Annotated in this window: 15 protein-coding genes; 9 read left to right on the forward strand and 6 right to left on the reverse strand. The window is 67.9% G+C overall.

The window, feature by feature from the left end; all coding sequences use genetic code 11:
* Positions 1-15: 15 nt before the first annotated feature.
* Entirely contained in the window at positions 16-1,992 is a 1,977-nt protein-coding gene (gene mobF / locus L6E17_RS30765) for a MobF family relaxase (RefSeq protein WP_268985769.1), read from the reverse strand.
* 294 nt (positions 1,993-2,286) lie between these two features.
* Between mobF and L6E17_RS29020 the strand changes: the two genes are divergently transcribed.
* Together L6E17_RS29020 and L6E17_RS29025 are read left to right on the forward strand one after the other, a co-directional pair.
* The gene (locus tag L6E17_RS29020) at positions 2,287-2,565 is read left to right on the forward strand and encodes a hypothetical protein (RefSeq protein WP_236243616.1); all 279 of its coding nucleotides are present in this window, start codon (positions 2,287-2,289) and stop codon (positions 2,563-2,565) included.
* 216 nt (positions 2,566-2,781) lie between these two features.
* Positions 2,782-4,284 carry an ISL3 family transposase gene (locus tag L6E17_RS29025; RefSeq protein ID WP_374109182.1) on the forward strand — a complete coding sequence of 501 codons (1,503 nt, stop codon included), beginning with the start codon at positions 2,782-2,784 and terminating at the stop codon, positions 4,282-4,284.
* A 32-nt stretch (positions 4,285-4,316) separates the two neighbouring features.
* Here L6E17_RS29025 and L6E17_RS29030 read toward each other — a convergent pair whose 3' ends face one another.
* Positions 4,317-4,646, reverse strand: a complete 330-nt coding sequence (locus tag L6E17_RS29030) for a hypothetical protein (RefSeq protein ID WP_236243617.1) — start codon at positions 4,644-4,646, stop codon at positions 4,317-4,319.
* Between the two features lie 135 nt (positions 4,647-4,781).
* On the opposite strand from L6E17_RS29030, the gene L6E17_RS29035 reads away from it, so the two are divergent.
* On the forward strand, positions 4,782-5,327 hold the full coding sequence (locus L6E17_RS29035; RefSeq protein WP_236241953.1) for a hypothetical protein: 546 nt from the start codon (positions 4,782-4,784) through the stop codon (positions 5,325-5,327).
* Here L6E17_RS29035 and L6E17_RS29040 read toward each other — a convergent pair.
* Positions 5,284-6,075: an IS5 family transposase gene (locus L6E17_RS29040; protein WP_236241954.1), complete on the reverse strand. Its 792-nt coding sequence runs from the start codon at positions 6,073-6,075 to the stop codon at positions 5,284-5,286. The genes L6E17_RS29035 and L6E17_RS29040 overlap by 44 nt on opposite strands.
* 88 nt (positions 6,076-6,163) lie before the next feature.
* Between L6E17_RS29040 and L6E17_RS31750 the strand changes: the two genes are divergently transcribed.
* Together L6E17_RS31750 and L6E17_RS29045 are read left to right on the forward strand one after the other, a co-directional pair.
* Entirely contained in the window at positions 6,164-6,616 is a 453-nt protein-coding gene (locus tag L6E17_RS31750; RefSeq protein WP_374109180.1) for a DUF2399 domain-containing protein, read from the forward strand.
* Positions 6,617-7,194: 578 nt separating this feature from the next.
* The gene (locus L6E17_RS29045; RefSeq protein ID WP_236241954.1) at positions 7,195-7,986 is read left to right on the forward strand and encodes an IS5 family transposase; all 792 of its coding nucleotides are present in this window, start codon (positions 7,195-7,197) and stop codon (positions 7,984-7,986) included.
* On the opposite strand, the gene L6E17_RS29050 is transcribed toward L6E17_RS29045, so the two are convergent.
* Genes L6E17_RS29050 through L6E17_RS29060 form a run of 3 tightly spaced genes read right to left on the reverse strand, consistent with a single transcriptional unit; the run spans position 7,943 to position 9,565 of the window.
* Positions 7,943-8,488 (reverse strand): hypothetical protein, encoded by a 546-nt coding sequence (locus L6E17_RS29050; protein ID WP_236241953.1) that lies wholly within the window; start codon positions 8,486-8,488, stop codon positions 7,943-7,945. The genes L6E17_RS29045 and L6E17_RS29050 overlap by 44 nt on opposite strands.
* A gap of 59 nt (positions 8,489-8,547) precedes the next feature.
* The gene (locus L6E17_RS29055) at positions 8,548-9,099 is read right to left on the reverse strand and encodes a TIGR02679 domain-containing protein (RefSeq protein ID WP_268985778.1); all 552 of its coding nucleotides are present in this window, start codon (positions 9,097-9,099) and stop codon (positions 8,548-8,550) included.
* A 4-nt stretch (positions 9,100-9,103) separates the two neighbouring features.
* Positions 9,104-9,565: a hypothetical protein gene (locus tag L6E17_RS29060; protein WP_236243618.1), complete on the reverse strand. Its 462-nt coding sequence runs from the start codon at positions 9,563-9,565 to the stop codon at positions 9,104-9,106.
* A gap of 94 nt (positions 9,566-9,659) precedes the next feature.
* Here L6E17_RS29060 and L6E17_RS29065 point away from each other — a divergent pair, with 94 nt between their 5' ends.
* From L6E17_RS29065 to L6E17_RS29080, 4 genes are all read left to right on the forward strand, one after another.
* Positions 9,660-9,893, forward strand: a complete 234-nt coding sequence (locus tag L6E17_RS29065) for a hypothetical protein (protein ID WP_236243619.1) — start codon at positions 9,660-9,662, stop codon at positions 9,891-9,893.
* A gap of 473 nt (positions 9,894-10,366) precedes the next feature.
* Positions 10,367-16,468 carry a DNRLRE domain-containing protein gene (locus L6E17_RS29070; RefSeq protein WP_236243620.1) on the forward strand — a complete coding sequence of 2,034 codons (6,102 nt, stop codon included), beginning with the start codon at positions 10,367-10,369 and terminating at the stop codon, positions 16,466-16,468.
* A 2-nt stretch (positions 16,469-16,470) separates the two neighbouring features.
* The gene (locus L6E17_RS29075; protein WP_236243621.1) at positions 16,471-16,644 is read left to right on the forward strand and encodes a hypothetical protein; all 174 of its coding nucleotides are present in this window, start codon (positions 16,471-16,473) and stop codon (positions 16,642-16,644) included.
* Positions 16,645-16,781: 137 nt separating this feature from the next.
* The gene (locus tag L6E17_RS29080) at positions 16,782-17,876 is read left to right on the forward strand and encodes an IS630 family transposase (RefSeq protein ID WP_236239806.1); all 1,095 of its coding nucleotides are present in this window, start codon (positions 16,782-16,784) and stop codon (positions 17,874-17,876) included.
* Positions 17,877-17,957 lie beyond the last annotated feature (81 nt).

A 17,957-nucleotide genomic window follows, 5' to 3' on the forward strand; every position in this document is an offset into this window, starting at 1 on the left:
CACCATCGGGTCCACTCAGTGGCCGGCCTCCCGGCCGCGGTGCGGTGCGGGCGGCTGTGGGCGGTGCGCCTGCTGGTCGTCCGGGCGCACCGGGCGCACCGCGTCGGTGTCGGCTGGTGGGGTGCGGCGGTCCACGCGGGCGCGGGAGTCGTTGACCATCTTGGTCCCCGCCTCCCGGATGCGGCGCAGTCGGTCGGCGGTGAGATCGAGGGCTTCCACGTCCGTGCGGGACTTCCGCAAGGCCCGCAGCGCCGTCATGTCGATCGCGTCCCCGCGACCGGCCTCCGGCTCCTGGTCGTCGTGTTCGGGGTCGGCCGGCTCGGGCGCGAGCAGCTGCTCGGGCATCGCCGCCTGCTGGTGGGCGACGACGTCGTACGCCCGGCCCCGCACGGCGGTGGCGGTAGTGATGGTGCGCAGCTTCTCCCGCACCATCGCACCGGCGAGGACGGCACGGTCGTACTGGAGCGGGATGCGGGGTACCTCCCACTCCCCCGCGTCCTGGCCCGGCGGCCGGAGCGCAGCCGGCTCGCCGGGATCGGCCGGGGGCTGCCGGTCCGGGTCAGGTGCGGGAGTGGGTGGGCGGGGCCGGGCGGGGAGGTCGGACAGGGCCCACCGGGCGGTGTAGAGGCGATAGCCGGCCTCCAGGCCGCGTACGGTCTTCGGCTCGCTGATGTCCAGGCAGTGGGTGGAGATGGCGGCGGCCACGACCTGGTCGTCCAGGCCGGGGTCGCGGCGGCGGCCGCGCAGGACGAACGCGAGGTGGCGGCGGGCTTCGGCGAGCAGGTGGCGGCGGTGGAAGCGGCCCCCGTCGTTCATCACGAACACGGTCGCGGTGACGTCGACGGCCGCCAGGGCGACGTCGACCACGGCAGCGACCCGGGCCCGGACCACGGCGGCTGCGGCACGGGCGTACTCGAGGAGGGAGGTGATGACGTCGGCGGCGACACCGGAGGTGAGGATCGCGCTCGCCTTCCACCACGCGCGCAGCTGCGCGAGCGGCCGGGCCGACTGCTTGGGCGGGCGGGTCTTGCGGGCGGCGATGGCGTTCAGCTTGGCGCGGGCCCGCTCGGAGACCACGGGCAGGAACAGCGGCTCGCCGTCGTCGTCGACGGCGGTGACGTACTCGTGCTCCAGCTCGGCCAGGCAGGCGGCGATCTGGTCACTGCGCCGGGCAGTCCAGCGGATCAGCTCGTGCGGCACCCCCGCAATCTCCATCACAGGCCGGCGCCCCGGGGTGACGATCCGCGGCTCGGTCGCCAGCCCCAGCGCCTCGCAGACCTCGGAGGCGACCAGCTCGTTGTAGAGCGCGGAGGCCGCGACCGTGGTCTCGTGCAGGGCCGTGGTGTGGATCGAGCCCCACTTCCCGTCCAGGCGCTGCCCCTTCACCGACAGCAGCAGATGGTCATGCAACAAGGGCCGCCCGGAACGCGCCTCGTAGTGGCGGAAGCGGGCGGCGACCAGACCGCCGGGCGGCCGCGCCCGGTAGATGCCGTCCTTGCCGTACCGGATCACGGCGACCTCGTCCTCGATCCACTCCAGCACCCGCTCGATCGCCCGCTCGTGCGCGGCCTCGATCACCAGACGGGTCTCCTCATCCCCGAACGCCCACAGGAGGTAGATCGTCGGCTGCGGCCGGAACACGAAGTCCACGCCCGTAACCGTGACCCGGCGTCCGAGGGCGCCGGCCTTGAATGCCTTCTTCGGGGAGGAGTCGCCCGCGGCGAGCTGCTCGGCCTCGATCCGGTCCGCGTACGGGTGGCGGCCCCGCTCGCCGAACAGGTTCCGCAGCTGCGCCTCGGTGACTTCCTCACCCGGCGCGAGTCCGAGCGCGGCCAAACCGCGGCCCATCCAGCGCCCGGCCGGGACACCTGCTTGCTCCTGGGCGGCGCGCAGCGGCGTGCGGGCCGGGCGGCGGCCGTCGCCGACGACGATCTCGCGCAGGTAGTAGCGGTACATCTGACCGGCCCGGATCACCCTGATATCCACTGTCATGCAGACCACGCCACACGGCTCTGACCTGCAAGAAAAGACCGATCAGCGGCACGTCCCGCCAGGCGGGAGCAGCGGCCGAACTTTCTTCTCAGGTGCCCGCCGGGCGGGAAGCGGCCCCAGGCCGGACGCGAATGTCATCGCTCTCCGGCAGCACGCACACCCCGGCCCGGACAACACCATCCAGCACTACTGAGCACCACCACGCGCCACGGAACGAACACCACCAACGAGCACCGCCTACAGCAGCCCCCTGCGCCCGCCGGGGGCTTCGTCGTGCTGCCCGGAGGAGACCACGTGCCCACCTTCGAGACCCTGCCGCGCTTCACCGCCGACCTGGACCGCCTCACCCCCGAACAGCGCCGCCGATTCCGCCACGCCGTGGCGGCCTTCGTCGAGGACCTGCGCACCGGCGGACACTTTCGCGCCGGCCTCCGGATCAAGCGCGTCCAGCGAGCACCGGGCGTCTACGAACTGACCTGGTCCATGGGCACCGTGGCTACGTACGTGAGAACGGGAGGCGTTTGTACGTGGCTTCCGGAGTCGTCTCCGGTCCCGCTTCATGATCAATGTTGATGAGTTCGGGTTCTGGTCCAACTTCTGTGATGTGCCTACTCCCTGTGACTGTTGGTCTTGCTGATAGGTCTCGCGAGATCGTCTGGAAACTGCCGGTGCTGACCGCGTTCGGGCTGATGGTTCTGGGCTGTGGGCGAGGTACTGCTCCGGCTGGAAGAGCTGCTCTTCCTGGCGCATCCGGGGATCAAGGTGGTGTCGGTACAGGACGACGGAGAGGTGATCCGAGTCGGTGTCAGATGCCGGACAGCCGGGGCTCGGTGCCCGGGCTGCGGAAGCTGGTCCGGGCGGGTGCACGGCTCTTATCTGCGGTTTCCAGCTGACCTCCCTGTGGCGGGACGGCGGGTGGTGCTGCGGCTCCGTGTCCGGCGCTTCACATGCGAAGACGTCTCCTGCGGGCGGCGGACGTTCGTCGAGCAGGTCGCGGGCCTGACCCGGCGGTACAGCCAACGGACCGAACGAATGCGGTCGGTGCTGGCCGAGGTCGGCCTCGCCCTGGCCGGTCGCGCCGGCGCCCGGCTGGCCGACGTCTTCGGGGCGAGGGTCAGCCGGAACACGGTCCTGCGGCTGGTCGACTCCCTCCCGGAACCACAGCCGCAAGTTCCGCGTGTGGTCGGCGTCGACGAGTACGCGATGCGCAAGGGCCGTGTCTACGGGACCGTGCTGGTCGACGTCGAGACCCGCAGGCCGGTTGACCTACTGCCGGATCGCGAGGCAGGCACTGTGGCGGCCTGGCTGGCGGAACATCCGGGGATCGAGGTCGTCTGTCGTGACCGTGCCCCGTTCTTCGCCGAGGGCGCCAGGATCGGGGCACCCACCGCAGTCCAGGTCGCCGACCGGTTCCACCTCTGGCGCAACCTTGGCGAAGCGGCCGAGCGGTGCGTCTCCCGCCACCGCTCGTGCCTCCGCGCGACCTTCACCGTGTCGGTACCGGAGAAGGCTCCGGCACCGGCCGAGAGCGGGTCGCCATGGCCCACCGGGCACCGGTTCGCCGACCGCACCCGCGCCAAGCACGCCACCGTCCACGCGCTGCTGGCCGCCGGCCACAGCCGACGCTCGATCCAGCGCCAGCTCGGCATGACCTACCGCACCGTCCGACGCCTGGCCGACGCCGCGAGGCCGGAAGACCTGTTCCAAGGGCAGTGGCAGAACCGCAGGACCAAGCTCGACGACTTCAAGCCCTACCTGCACCAGCGATGGACCGAAGGCTGCACGAACGCCTGGACCCTCTGGGAAGAGATCAAGACTCACGGCTACACCGGCGGCTACGGAGCCGTCCGCGCCTACCTCCAGCCGTTCCGCACAACCCCGACTGCACCGGCAGCCCGTCCGCCGTCCCCGCGCACGGTCACCGGCTGGATCCTGACCCACCCCGACACCCTGCCGGAGAACGAGCGAGTGAAGCTCAAATCCGTCCTCGCCGACTGCCCCGAACTGGATGCCCTCACCGGGCACGTCCGCGCGTTCGGGAAGATACTCACCCAGCTCCAGGGTGACCAGCTCCCGCAATGGATCAAGGCGGTCCGCGCCGACGACCTGCCCAGCCTCCACACCTTCGTCAACGGCCTCGAACGCGATCTCGCCGCCGTCACCGCCGGCCTAACCCTGCGGTGGAGCTCCGGCGTCGTCGAAGGCCACGTCAACCGGATCAAAATGATCAAGCGCCAGATGTACGGACGCGCGGGCTTCGGGTTGCTACGGAAGCGAGTCCTGCTGGCCTGACCGCAGCTCTGTAGCTCGACGAGCGGGTCCATTCAGCTGATCGCGAGCGGCACAGGATCCAGGCCCAGCTTGCTCCGGCATGAGTCGACGGCACGGGCGACCCAGGCAGTCACGGCGTCGCGATCTGGCGCGATCGCGTGAAGCTCACGTGCCTTCTCCTGGGCTTCGACCATCCACGGGGCCAGCGGGTTCTCTCGAAGGACTCGCTCGAAGTGATCGCGGGCCGTGTCCGGATCCCCGACCAAAGCGGCCGCGATCCCGGCGTCGAAGCAGTCCCAGAGGAATCCCCGCCGCACCGGCCTGGACGTCAGGTATCGGACGACGTCTGGCAGAGCTGGGAACTTCTCCCTCAGCGCGGTCACGTTCGCAGCCGCCTGTCGGCTGAGTAGCTGTTGTCGTACCGAACCTGAGGGCGGTGTTTTCGCTGGTCAGGCATAGGTTCGGTGCTCCCGTGGGAGGGGTGGCCTGTCGTGTCATCGTTCCTGGGGAGGCCGTGGATGCCGTCGGTCGTGGGGTTGCTCGAACAGCGTGAGCTGGGTGCTCGCCGTCGCGTGGACGAGTTGCGGGAGGAGGCCGACCGCGTCCAGGCCGAGCTGGTCGTGGCCGAGCGGGAATGGAAGGAGTGGGTCATCGCCCGCTCGCGGGTCGGCGAGGTGCTGGGTCCGGTGGACGAGACCGAGGACTACGCCCGGACCGAACGGGCAGTGCCGGCCCAGGGGCAGGCAGGGGAGGCATCATCGGTGTCGATGGCGGCGAAGCCGAAGTCGCAGGTGCCGGTGTGGCGTGAGGGGCTGGAGGTGTCCGTTCTGTCGATGGACTACCAGCGCATCCTGCAGGCCCTCGCGGACCGGCATCGCCTCCACCAAGGGCCTGTGACCTGCCAGGAGATGGCTGTCTTGTTCGGCCTGGACGCGGTGCCGGCCAAGGTGGAGGCGCTGCGGTCGAAGGCGAAGCGGCTGGTCGCGCGCGGCTGGCTGGCCGAGTCCGCGCCGGGCCGGTTCACCCTCGCACGGAGTGTGGCCGGGCCAGACGGCGGGTCATGATCATGGTCATCGACCAGTAGACCATCGCCTCGGCGCTGGTGGTGCGGCGTTCGAAGTCGCGCACCAGGCGGCGGCTTCGCATCAGGTGCGCGAAGAGCCGCTCGACGATCCACCGCTTGGGCAGCACCACGAACCCCTTGACGTCATCGCTGCGTCTGACGATCGCCAGAACCAGTGCGAACGCGGCCAGGCAGTGCCCGACGAGGCTGCCGGTGTAGCCGCCGTCGGCCCAGACGAGTTCCAGCCGGTGGCGGGCGTCGGCGACCTGGGCGAGCAGAACCTTCGCGGCGGCACGGTCTCCGATGTCCGCGCTTGTGACCATGACGCCCAGCAGTAGGCCGAGGGTGTCGACCACGACGTGCCGCTTGCGGCCGTTGACCAGTTTGCCGCCGTCGAAGCCACGGCTGTCGGCACCGACGACGGCGTCTGCCTTGACGGACTGCGAGTCGATCACACCGGCCGTCGGCTCCACATCCCGGCCCGCCTTCCGGCGGACCCGGTCGCGCAGCCGGTCGTGGAACTCCCTGACCAGTACGTGGTCGCGCCAGCGGCGGAAGAAGGCGTAGACCCGGTCCCACGGCGGGAAGTCGGCTGGCATAGCACGCCACTTGACGCCGTTGTCCACGAGATAGCGGATCGCGTCCAGTATCGCCCGGTGGCAGTACGCCTCCGGCTGCCCGCCCCGGCCCCGCAGCCAGCCCGGCACCGGCAGGAGTGGCCGGACCACGGCCCACTCCGCGTCCGTCATGTCCGAGGGATACCTCCGAACACGTTCCGGGTGATCGGCGGCATTCCCGAACCGGTGAGCGACGCAATCACACGACGGAGCAGCCGAGTTGAACTCCACCGGCGCGAGCACGTACAACTGCGGCAACAGGGTCTCCTGGATCTCGGTCGGCTTCGCAACCCCGAGCTACCAAGAGGCCCTGCCTTCATGCCCACGGCCGGCCGCGATCACCCGATCGAGACTCCCGTTCGACGCCCACCCCTCAAGATCGGAACGACAACAGCTACTGAGATACAGCGGTGATCTGGATGGCAGTGGTCTGCGGATTGCTGAGTACGTAGCCCGCACGTACGGAGCCGAGTTGATCGCGATGGATGCATCGACGGTGCAGGAGGCGGGCCCTGAGCCGTCATCAGTCCCTTTGGCGCCAGCTCTTGGAGCGGGAGAGGCCACCGTGCGGGATGCCTTGAGGGCAGGCGGGCGGGTGGTCTTCCAGGAGCACGACGCTGTACTGCGCCAGGTGCTGGGAAAGGCTGAGTGCTGGCCGGAGGCAGGCCCGTGAGTATCATTCACGCCAAACGGCCACCAAGCCTGATGCCGTTCCAGGTGGAACCGGATGGCCGCAAGTAGGTCATCGACGGCACCCCGACGATCGGCCGCCCCGTGGCGGAAGACTTCGAGCCGGCGCGCGTGCTGACGGCACCTCAGCGAGGCGGAGTGCCCCCTCGGATGCTGTCCCGGCCGGAGCAGTGGGAGCCCGGTGCCTCGGCTCAGTTGAGAGGAAGCGGGCTCCCCCTCCCCGCATCTGTTGTGCCTTTCCGGCCGCCGGGAGGCAGAGGAGGCAAAAACGGATCCGCCGAAAGTTTTTTGCTAAGTAGCTGTTGTCGTTCCGATCTTGAGGGGTGGGCGTCGAACGGGAGTCTCGATCGGGTGATCGCGGCCGGCCGTGGGCATGAAGGCAGGGCCTCTTGGTAGCTCGGGGTTGCGAAGCCGACCGAGATCCAGGAGACCCTGTTGCCGCAGTTGTACGTGCTCGCGCCGGTGGAGTTCAACTCGGCTGCTCCGTCGTGTGATTGCGTCGCTCACCGGTTCGGGAATGCCGCCGATCACCCGGAACGTGTTCGGAGGTATCCCTCGGACATGACGGACGCGGAGTGGGCCGTGGTCCGGCCACTCCTGCCGGTGCCGGGCTGGCTGCGGGGCCGGGGCGGGCAGCCGGAGGCGTACTGCCACCGGGCGATACTGGACGCGATCCGCTATCTCGTGGACAACGGCGTCAAGTGGCGTGCTATGCCAGCCGACTTCCCGCCGTGGGACCGGGTCTACGCCTTCTTCCGCCGCTGGCGCGACCACGTACTGGTCAGGGAGTTCCACGACCGGCTGCGCGACCGGGTCCGCCGGAAGGCGGGCCGGGATGTGGAGCCGACGGCCGGTGTGATCGACTCGCAGTCCGTCAAGGCAGACGCCGTCGTCGGTGCCGACAGCCGTGGCTTCGACGGCGGCAAACTGGTCAACGGCCGCAAGCGGCACGTCGTGGTCGACACCCTCGGCCTACTGCTGGGCGTCATGGTCACAAGCGCGGACATCGGAGACCGTGCCGCCGCGAAGGTTCTGCTCGCCCAGGTCGCCGACGCCCGCCACCGGCTGGAACTCGTCTGGGCCGACGGCGGCTACACCGGCAGCCTCGTCGGGCACTGCCTGGCCGCGTTCGCACTGGTTCTGGCGATCGTCAGACGCAGCGATGACGTCAAGGGGTTCGTGGTGCTGCCCAAGCGGTGGATCGTCGAGCGGCTCTTCGCGCACCTGATGCGAAGCCGCCGCCTGGTGCGCGACTTCGAACGCCGCACCACCAGCGCCGAGGCGATGGTCTACTGGTCGATGACCATGATCATGACCCGCCGTCTGGCCCGGCCACACTCCGTGCGAGGGTGAACCGGCCCGGCGCGGACTCGGCCAGCCAGCCGCGCGCGACCAGCCGCTTCGCCTTCGACCGCAGCGCCTCCACCTTGGCCGGCACCGCGTCCAGGCCGAACAAGACAGCCATCTCCTGGCAGGTCACAGGCCCTTGGTGGAGGCGATGCCGGTCCGCGAGGGCCTGCAGGATGCGCTGGTAGTCCATCGACAGAACGGACACCTCCAGCCCCTCACGCCACACCGGCACCTGCGACTTCGGCTTCGCCGCCATCGACACCGATGATGCCTCCCCTGCCTGCCCCTGGGCCGGCACTGCCCGTTCGGTCCGGGCGTAGTCCTCGGTCTCGTCCACCGGACCCAGCACCTCGCCGACCCGCGAGCGGGCGATGACCCACTCCTTCCATTCCCGCTCGGCCACGACCAGCTCGGCCTGGACGCGGTCGGCCTCCTCCCGCAACTCGTCCACGCGACGGCGAGCACCCAGCTCACGCTGTTCGAGCAACCCCACGACCGACGGCATCCACGGCCTCCCCAGGAACGATGACACGACAGGCCACCCCTCCCACGGGAGCACCGAACCTATGCCTGACCAGCGAAAACACCGCCCTCAGGTTCGGTACGACAACAGCTACTCAGGTGGATCCCCTGGTCGACCGCGAGCTGCAGGAGGGTGTGGTCGACGCTGCCGAGCTGACCGCTGGTACATGCCAGCGGGCCGGGGCTGTCACAGGCCATGGCGGCTTCTAGGACCGAGGGGTTCTCGACCACAGTGAGCACCTGGGGCGCGAGCGTCGGCGGGGTGTGGGTCAGGTCGAGCAGGGTCAGGGCTACGGGCGTGGCCACCTCTCGTAGCCGCCGGTCCACTGGCCCGTCGCCCACAGCCTGCACCTGATACAGCAGCACGGTGGCCGACAGCCGGTCGGCGATCACTCCGTAGTCGGCGAGCAGCACCCGGACCAGGTCGGGGCGGCTGGGCTCGGGGCGCTTGGCCAGTTCGGCGACTGCTGCCACCAGTCGGGCGCCGGCGGTGGTGTCCAGGTCGAAGTAGTGCGGGTCGCCCGCGCAGTCGTGCGAGAGCTTCGCCAGAGAGACCGCGGGACTGTGCGGCAGCTGGGAGGTGGCGGCGGCCAGGGCGTCAGGCCCCTACGGGCGGGGCGTCGGCGTACTCCGTGCCCGGCTCCGGCGGGATCGGCTCTCCGGTGACGGCGTCCGTGCAGTAGGCGTCGAAGATCTCGGCCCGGTTGAGCGGGTGGGCGGTGCAGTGGCGCAGTCGCCAGCCGAGGACCCGGGAGGTGTCGTCCGCGTACCGGGTGCGCACGACCGCGCCGCCGGGGCGGCTGGACGTCAGGGACAGCAGGGCGATCACGTCCAGGGCGGCCTCCGCATCCACCTCGGTGTCGTCGCCGAGGTTGTGGAACGGCAGGGCCCGCTCGGCCGAGCGGGCGCGGTGAAGGACTAGGAGGTGGCCTTCGGTGCAGCCGCCGCTGCGGGGCACGATCGCGAGGGTGTCGGCCCACTCGCGGACGATCTGTGCCGGGGCGGCGTCGTGGACGATCTGGCAGAACGGGCAGTCGAGCCGCGGGTGCTTGCCGGGCACCGGGGGCCAGTCGATGTGGTGGTGGGTGACCGCGACACGGGTCGCCTGCCCTCTGCGTGCGTCGGCCGACCGCTTCGGCGAGGGCGGGTGCGCGGTGGCATCGGTACCAGCATTTCACCAGGAGCTGGACCGGGCGGCCGTACGCGGCAGTGAGCAGGGCGGTGAGCTCGTGCACGGCGTCGTCGACGATGCGGGCCGCACCCAGCGTCGCCAGGACGTAGTCGCGTATGCCGGCGTCCCGGTCTGGCCCGATCCGGCCGCGCACGGCCTGGAGCCGGACCTGTCGGACCTGATCGTCGTCCACGCCATCACCGGGGACGTTCTCTAGCCAGTCTGCTCGCGTTGTTTGCAGTCCTGCCGACGGCCTTCTGAGCACGGCAACGGGTTGACGATCAGCTTCAGGAGGTGGGGCTGTCAAAACCGATGTCAGGCCGAGGGGGATGAGCGACAGTTGGGTTCGCTGGGGCGGTGTCATGAAGTGGACATCCACGTCGCACACCGAATACCGAGTCCGCCACTACCCATCATGGTGGCGCAGATCACAAAGCAATGGGGAACCGTGCAGTGGATCTTGTGGCTATCTGTACCAGTTGGTGCCCTTTTCGTCGTCGATACGTTCACATCGGCGCCGCATAAGTGGTTCAGATGTGAATGCCCACAGAGATCTAAGGAATCCGAATGACTCACATACCCTCCTTAAGAGGGCATAGGCGAACCCGGCTCAGAAGGGGTTACCGCTACATAGCGAGCAGTCTTTCCCTGGCGTTGGCCGTCACTCTACTGGATGGCACGAGCTCGGCCATGGCGGAGTCGCGGCAGGTGTCCGCTGCGCCGAAGAAGGGAGCGGTCACTCAGGCAGCTGACATTCCGTCAGCGCGTGTGGCGGCACGGTTGTCGGGCAAGCGGGTAGAGGCGCTGTCGGAGCGGACGGATACCTCGACGACCTGGGTAAACAAGGATGGCTCGCTCACCACGGAGCTGACTGCCGGACCGACCCGTTTCCAGGACCCAGCCACCGGTCGCTGGCGTGACGTCGACGTCGAACTCGCTGCCGCACCAGACGGATCCGTGGTCTCGAAGGCCCACCCGCGCGGGCTGAAGCTGGCGGGCAGGACCGGTACCAAGGCCACGTCGCTGAAGGCGGCTCAGGCGACACCGGCCACCGACCTGGTGACGTTGGGCGCGGGGGACGAGCAGATCACACTGCAGTGGCGTGGTGGTCTGCCAGCCCCGAAGCTGGACGGCACGCGCGCCACGTATGCCGAAGCCGTGCCTGCCGCGGACGTGGTGGTGGAGGCGACGCGTACCGGGTTCGAGCAGTTCGTCGAGGTGAAGGCCAAGCCCGCGGCCGGGTTCTCGTACACACTGCCGCTGAAGACCAAGGGTTTGAAGGTCACCCAGCAGGCCGACGGCAGTGTTCTGTTCACCGACAAGAAGTCCAAGAAGAGCGCTGTTATGCCGGCCCCGGTGATGTGGGACGCCACCGTCGACAAAGCCTCTGGTGAGCACACCCGTCGGGGCAAGGTCGGCATGAAGGTCGTCCAAACCAAGGGCGGCGTGGACCTGGTCATCACGCCCGACGCGGCGTTCCTGGCCGACCCGGCCACGAAGTATCCGGTCACGGTCGACCCGTCGACGTCGTCGCTGGGTAATCTGTTCGACACCTACGTGCAGCAGGGTGAGACGGTCGACTGGTCGGCCGACACCGAACTCGACCTCGGCAACCCGGGTACGAAGAACGCGGACGGCACCTACCGTATCGCGCGCTCGTTCATCACCTGGAACACGGCACCGGTCGCGGACGCCCTGGTCTCCAGCGCGAAGCTGTCGCTGTGGAACTTCCACTCGGCCAACTACAGCAGCACCGCCGGGTGTACGGCCGAGCCTTGGGAGGTATGGACGGCGAACAACGCCTCCACTACCTCGCGGTGGACAAACCAGCCGGCGATGGTGACCAAGATGGCCACCTCCACTGAGACCAAGGGCAATCCGTCGTGTACCGCGGACGGGTGGATCAACGCGGACGTCACCAACCTGGTGCAGCACTGGGCGAACGAAAAGTGGTCCTACTCCGGTATGGGCCTGCGTGCCTCTTCCGAGACCACGTCGCTGCAGTGGAAGCGGGTCAACTCCGCTAACGCCGCCTCCAACGTGCCCAAGCTGACGGTCACGTACAACTACCGCCCGAGGACCGGCACGAAGCAGGAAGCCGGTGCGCCGTACTTCTCCTACGGCGGTGCCTATGTGGTGAACAGCGTGACACCGACGCTGCGCGACACCTTCGTCGACGCGAACGGTGACAAGGTCAACGGCACTTTCCAGATCTTCGACTCGGCCTCCAATACCCAGGTCGGCAACGTTCTGGTATCGCCGTGGGTGAACTCCGGGCAGGTCGCTTCCGTGACCGTCCCGGCGGGAGTGCTGACCAACGGCAAGACGTACAAGTTCCGCACCAGCCCTTACGACGGCACGCATTACAACCTGGGCTGGTCGGAGTGGAAGACCTTCACGGTCGACACCTCCGCCCCGTCCGCCCCGACGGGGATCACATCGACGGACTACCCGTCGACCGCATGGGTCAAGGGAGCCGGCCAGGCAGGCACGTTCAATGTGACCCCGCCCGCTGCGGACCACCAGTGGCTGGAGTGGTCCCTGGACGGCGTGACCTGGACCAAGGTGACCACCAGCGGCGCGAGCGGTGCCAAGGCCATCACGGTCACCCCGCCCAAGGACGGTACCCATACCTTGCAGGTGCGGTCGGTCGACAAGGCGGACAACAAGTCCGAGGCGATCGAGTACACCTTCCACGCCGGCCCCGGCGGATTCGTCCAGCCCAGCGAGGGCGAACGCACCGCACGCCGTCTGCCACTGGCGGCCGAGGCCGACAGCGCCAAGTACGACAAGGTGTCCTTCTCCTGGAGGCGTTCCGAAGCTGACCCATGGGTGCAGATCCCCGCAGGTCACGTAACCTCCGACGGGACGCCATTGACTGCTTGGCCAGTCTCGATGACGGGGGGCAAGAACGCTCCCCTGGTCTGGAACACCACAGACACCGTCAACCCCGACGGCACCGTCCAGATCAAGGCCGACTTCACCGGCCCCGGTGGCACAGGTGCCACCCAGCCTCTCTCCGCCGTTGTCGACCGCAACGCGACCAGTGCCACGTCCGAGCAGGTCGGCCCGGGTTCGCTGAACTTGCTCACTGGCGACTACACGCTGTCCGCCGACGACGCTTCGGCGTTCGGCATGTCACTCTCCCGCACTGCCTCCTCCCGCACCCCCGATAGCGGGGACAAGCAAGAGGGCCAGGTACCGATCTTCGGTAAGGAGTGGGTCTCCGGCGTGGTCGCCGAGGCCACCGCGTCCGACTACTCTCACATCCGCCGGATCTCCGACACTGCCGTCGCCGTCGTCGACTCCGAGGACAACGAGACGCACTTCACAGCGAACGCGGCCAAGACGGCCTGGATTCCCGAGGTGGGGTCTGAGTCTCTGACCCTCACGGGCAGTGTGACCAGCTCGTTCACGCTCTCGGACACCAAGGGAACGGTCACCTCGTTCACCAAGCCGGACGCGACCGCCACCACTTGGCAGGTTTCCTCCACGCTCCTGAACGGTCTGGCGAACACCACGACCACGGTGGTCTCCGAGATCGTGACCGTGGACAGCAAGAAGCTGGCCCGCCCCAAGCGGATGATCGCCCCGACCTCCGCCACGAGCGCCTCAACGTGCACCGCGACTCCATCGACCAAGGGCTGCCGGGCGCTGGAGTTCGTCTACGCCACCTCAACCACGGCCACAGACCTCGTCTTCGGTGACTTCGCCGGTCAGGTGAAGGAGATCCGCCTGTGGTCCACGGAGCCCGGCGCGGCTTCGGCCACATCCAAGGCCGTGCAGACGTACGTCTACGACGCAGCCGGCCGGCTGCGCCAGGCGTGGAATCCGCAGATCAGCCCCGCGCTGAAGACCGAGTACGGCTACGACACAGCGGGCCGGGTCACAGGCCTCACCCCGGCCGGTGAAATTCCCTGGACATTCACCTATGGCAAGGCGGGCAATGCCGCCACCGCGGGTGACGGCATGCTTCTGAAGGCATCGCGATCCGGTCTGCAGCAAGGCAGCAAGGACATCGAGTCCGGTACCGCGTCCACCTCGATTGTCTACGACGTTCCGTTGACCGGAACGAACGCCCCCTACAAGATGGGTTCGGCGGATGTGAAGGCGTGGGGCCAACTGGACTCCCCGACCGACGCAACCGCCGTATTCCCTGCCGACTCGGTTCCTGCGTCGCATGACGGCACGGGGCTGACCGCCGCCTCGTACGCGCGCGCCACCGTCACGTACATGGGTGTCTCTGGGCGTTCGGTGAACACGGCTACTCCGGGCGGGTACATCTCCACCACGGAGTATGATCGCTTCGGCAACACCGTCCGCGGGCTGTCGGCCGCGAACCGGTCCGTGGCCCTGGGGCTAAGCGCGGCTGACCGCGCCCTCCAGGCCGAACTGGGCATTGCGCAACTTCCCACCGCTGAACGTGCGAACCTGCTGTCCAGCACCTCGGTGTACAACGCCGCGGGTTCCCGAGAGCTGGAAGAGTTCGGACCGCTCCGCCGCGTCGATCTCACTGCGGATCTGAAGTCCGGCACGACAACACTGGTCGCTGCTGGCACCTCGGTCACCGCTCGCAGATGGACGGTCAACGAGTACGACGCAGCTCGTCCGACCGACGGCACTGCCAAGACGAAGGACCAGATCACCAAGGTCACCACAGGCGCTGAGGTGCGCGAGTACCCCGGCGTCCAGGGTGAGGCCAGGGAGACTCAGACGGTCTACGACTGGGCGAAGGGCCTGCCTACCCGGACCATCCAAGACCCGGGAGGCCTGGCGATCACGACCATCACCGAGTATGACGCACAGGGGCGCATCGTCAAGCAGCAACTGCCCGGCGCCACCGGCACGGATGCCGCAACCAGGCTGACAACCTACTGGTCGGCAACAGGTACAGGTGCCTGCCAGGGGCGCCCGGAGTGGGCTGACCTGGTGTGCTCCACCGGCCCCGCCGGCACCATTACCGGCGGCGGATCAAACCCGGCGCAGCTGCCGACTACCACGACCGAGTACAGCTGGTGGGGCAGCGCGGCCAAGGTATCCGAGAGCGCGAACGGCGTTACCCGCACGATCACGTCCACCCAGGACAGCGCTGGCCGCACCACCAAGATGACTGTCACGGGCGGCCTCGGCCAGGCAGTACCAGAGGCGACAACCGAGTACGACCCCGTCACGGGTCGCACCGTCAAGACCGTCTCGCCCACGGGCGGAACGATCACCAAGGCGTATGACAAGCTCGGGCGTCAGATGTCCTACACCGACGCCGACGGTGGCGTCACCACCACCGAATATGACCTGCTGGACCGTCCAGTCAAGGTCAGCGACACAGTCCCGTCGACAGTCACCTACACCTACGACCACACGCTCGAGCCGCGAGGCCTGGCCACCAAGACCACCGACTCCATCGCGGGTGCCTTCCAAGCCACCTACGATGCCGACGGCTCAGTCACCTCGGAGAAGCTTCCTGGTGGGTACACCCTCACGCAGATAGAGGACACCACCGGCAGCCCGCTGAAGCGCACATACACACGAGACAGCGACGGGACGACCGTCTACTCCGACACCGTCACCCAGTCCGTCCATGGCCAGACCACGGCCCACGCCGGATGGTCCGACCAGACTTACGGCTACGACGCCACTGGACGCCTCACCACCGTCGAAGACACCACCGACACGGTCTGCACGCGACGGACCTACGTCTTCGACAGCCGCGCCAACCGCAAGTCCCTCACCGCGGCCACAGGGATGCCGGGCGCCGACTGCCCCGCGACCGGAGGCACAACTACGAGCCATGCCTATGACAGCGCCGACCGCCTCGTCGACGCTGGCTACGTCTACGACGGTTTTGGCCGCACTACGGCGGCCCCAGGTAACGGCACGATTGGCTATTACGCCAACGGTCTCGCCTACCAGCAGACTGCGAACGGCCAGCGCCAGACCTGGCAGCTTGATGCCGCCCACCGCTTCCGGTCCTGGAAGGTGGAGACGGGCAGTGGCACTTCCTGGACGCAACAGCAGTCCAAGATCAACCACTACGACAGCGACGGTGACAACCCACGCTGGATCGTCGAGGACACCACAACCGGTGCGATCGCCCGAAACGTAGCATCGAGCTCTGGGGACCTCGGGGCCGTCACCGGCAAGACCGGGGGCACCGTTCTGCAGCTCACGGCTGTCCATGGCGATGTGGCCCTCCAACTCCCGCTGGACGTCTCCAAGGCCCCTGTCGCCTTGGACAGCGACGAGTACGGCAACCCTCGCGTGGGTCAAGCCGCGTCCCGCTATGACTGGCTCGGCGCCAAGCAACGCTCCAGCGAGACTCTTACAGGCCTCACCCTCATGGGCGTGCGCCTCTACAACCCCGCCACGGGCCGCTTCCTCTCCATGGACCCCATCTACGGGGGCAACGCCAACGCCTACGGCTACCCCGCCGACCCGATCAACCAGTACGACCTGACAGGTCAGTTCACCGTCTCATGGTGGCGTCCGTGGTGGTCGTCCACCTACTGGGTGCGGATCAACCTCAACAAGCGTGAGACCCGCCGGATGGCCTTCGCCGCGGGAGCGGCTGGCGGCATACTCGGCGTCGTCAAGGATTACGTACCTGGCTACTGGAAGCACGTGGTCAACGCAGCACGTGCCTACTCCTGGTACTTCGCGACCGTTGCTGGTTACGCTGCCGCACGCGGCAGATGCACGACGATCGTCACGGGACTCGTTCGTTGGAACGGCTGGCAGTGGCTGCCTGCGCCACCGACGATTTGGTCCCGTGGATGCATTAGAGGAAGGTACTGATCGTGCTCATCGTCGAAGTCGGCATGGTCGCCGTCCTCGGCTCCCTGGCCTCGATCTTCGTGGCCCAAGGGGACAACCTGATGGCGCTGGTCTTTGGCGCGGGGGCACTGACGTTCCTCGCCGACGCGGTGAAACGCGTCTACAACCGGCGTAACTCGGCAGGGTCGAAGCAATGATCTAGGACATTGATCCGCTGTAGAGGGTCCGTCGGCATGGCTGACGGGCCCTCTCCACGCACTGAGGGGGGAGGCCCCGCCTAGTGTCTCGTGATTCCGTTGGCGTTACTTGATCCTGTGTGGCAGGGTCGCTTGGTGTGGAGCTCTCTGTAGAACAGGCCGCCGTGTTGCGGGAGTTGGTAAATAGCCCGGACGTGCCCGCCGACATAGCGACGCGGGGCCGGATCGTGCTGTGGTCGAGCGAAGGCCGTCGCCGCAAGGACATCGCTGAACTGCTTGGCGTATCCCTGCCGACGGTGGACCGCTGGAAGCGGCGTTATGTCGAGCTCGGACTGGCTGGGCTGGAAGGCGACCGGCCCGGCGGAGCCCGGGAACAAGTGCCGGCGCGGGTGCGGGCCCGCGTGATCGCGCTGACGCGCATGACGCCGCCGGACGGCACCGGCCTTTCGCACTGGTCCACGCGCGAGTTGGCGAAGTACCTGAGGCGGACCGAGAACATCACCGTGTCCTGGCACTACATCGCGCGGATCTGGCGGGAGGAGAACCTGAAGCCGCACCGCTCCGGCACCTTCAAGCTTTCGAAAGACCCCGCGTTCGCGGCGAAAGTGGCCGATGTGATCGGCTTGTATCTGGCCCCGCCGGGCGGCGCGGTGGTCCTCTCGATCGATGAGAAGACGCAGATCCAGGCCCTGGACCGGACCCAGCCGGTGCTGCCGGTCGCCTTCGCGGCGAGCGAGAAGCGCACCGCCGACTACGTCCGGCACGGCACCACAAATCTGTTCGCTGCCCTGAACGTGACCACCGGCGAAGTACTTGGCGAGTGCAAGCCGACCCGGAACGGCAAGGACTTCCTGGCCTTCTTGAAGAAGGCGGTGAAGCCGCACGCCGGGAAGGACATCCATGTCGTCCTGGACAACCTCTCCACGCACACCACTCCGGAGGTCAGGGAGTGGCTGGCCAAGAACCCGCACATCCACTTCCATTTCACCCCCGTCGGCTCCTCGTGGCTGAACCAGATCGAGATCTGGTTCGGAATCCTGACCCGGCAGTCCATCCGCCGCGGCACGTTCTCCAGCGTCAACGTCCTGATCAAGCAGATCCGTGACTACATCAGCTCCTGGAACGCGACGGCGAAGCCGTTCACCTGGACCGCGACTGCCGGCGAGGTCCTTGCGAAGGTCAAACTCGTCGCGACCAACGTGAAGAAACTCGTCAATAACAACTCGAACTGACATGAACAGGATCACGAGACACTAGAAGACTGCTGAAAATGTTGGGTTCTGGCCTCGCCGCGTCAGCGGCGGGGCCAGACT

The sequence above is a fragment of the Streptomyces sp. CC228A genome, assembly GCF_021390935.1.
In the GTDB taxonomy this organism is placed as follows: domain Bacteria; phylum Actinomycetota; class Actinomycetes; order Streptomycetales; family Streptomycetaceae; genus Streptomyces.

Bases quoted from the DNA above. Each gene is read 5' to 3' on its own strand.
- L6E17_RS29040 (WP_236241954.1), bottom strand. From the start codon at position 6,075: ATGACGGACGCGGAGTGGGCCGTGGTCCGGCCACTCCTGCCGGTGCCG.
- L6E17_RS29070 (WP_236243620.1), top strand. From the start codon at position 10,367: ATGGCGGAGTCGCGGCAGGTGTCCGCTGCGCCGAAGAAGGGAGCGGTC.
- L6E17_RS29045 (WP_236241954.1), top strand. From the start codon at position 7,195: ATGACGGACGCGGAGTGGGCCGTGGTCCGGCCACTCCTGCCGGTGCCG.
- L6E17_RS29050 (WP_236241953.1), bottom strand. From the start codon at position 8,488: ATGCCGTCGGTCGTGGGGTTGCTCGAACAGCGTGAGCTGGGTGCTCGC.
- mobF (WP_268985769.1), bottom strand. From the start codon at position 1,992: ATGACAGTGGATATCAGGGTGATCCGGGCCGGTCAGATGTACCGCTAC.
- L6E17_RS29035 (WP_236241953.1), top strand. From the start codon at position 4,782: ATGCCGTCGGTCGTGGGGTTGCTCGAACAGCGTGAGCTGGGTGCTCGC.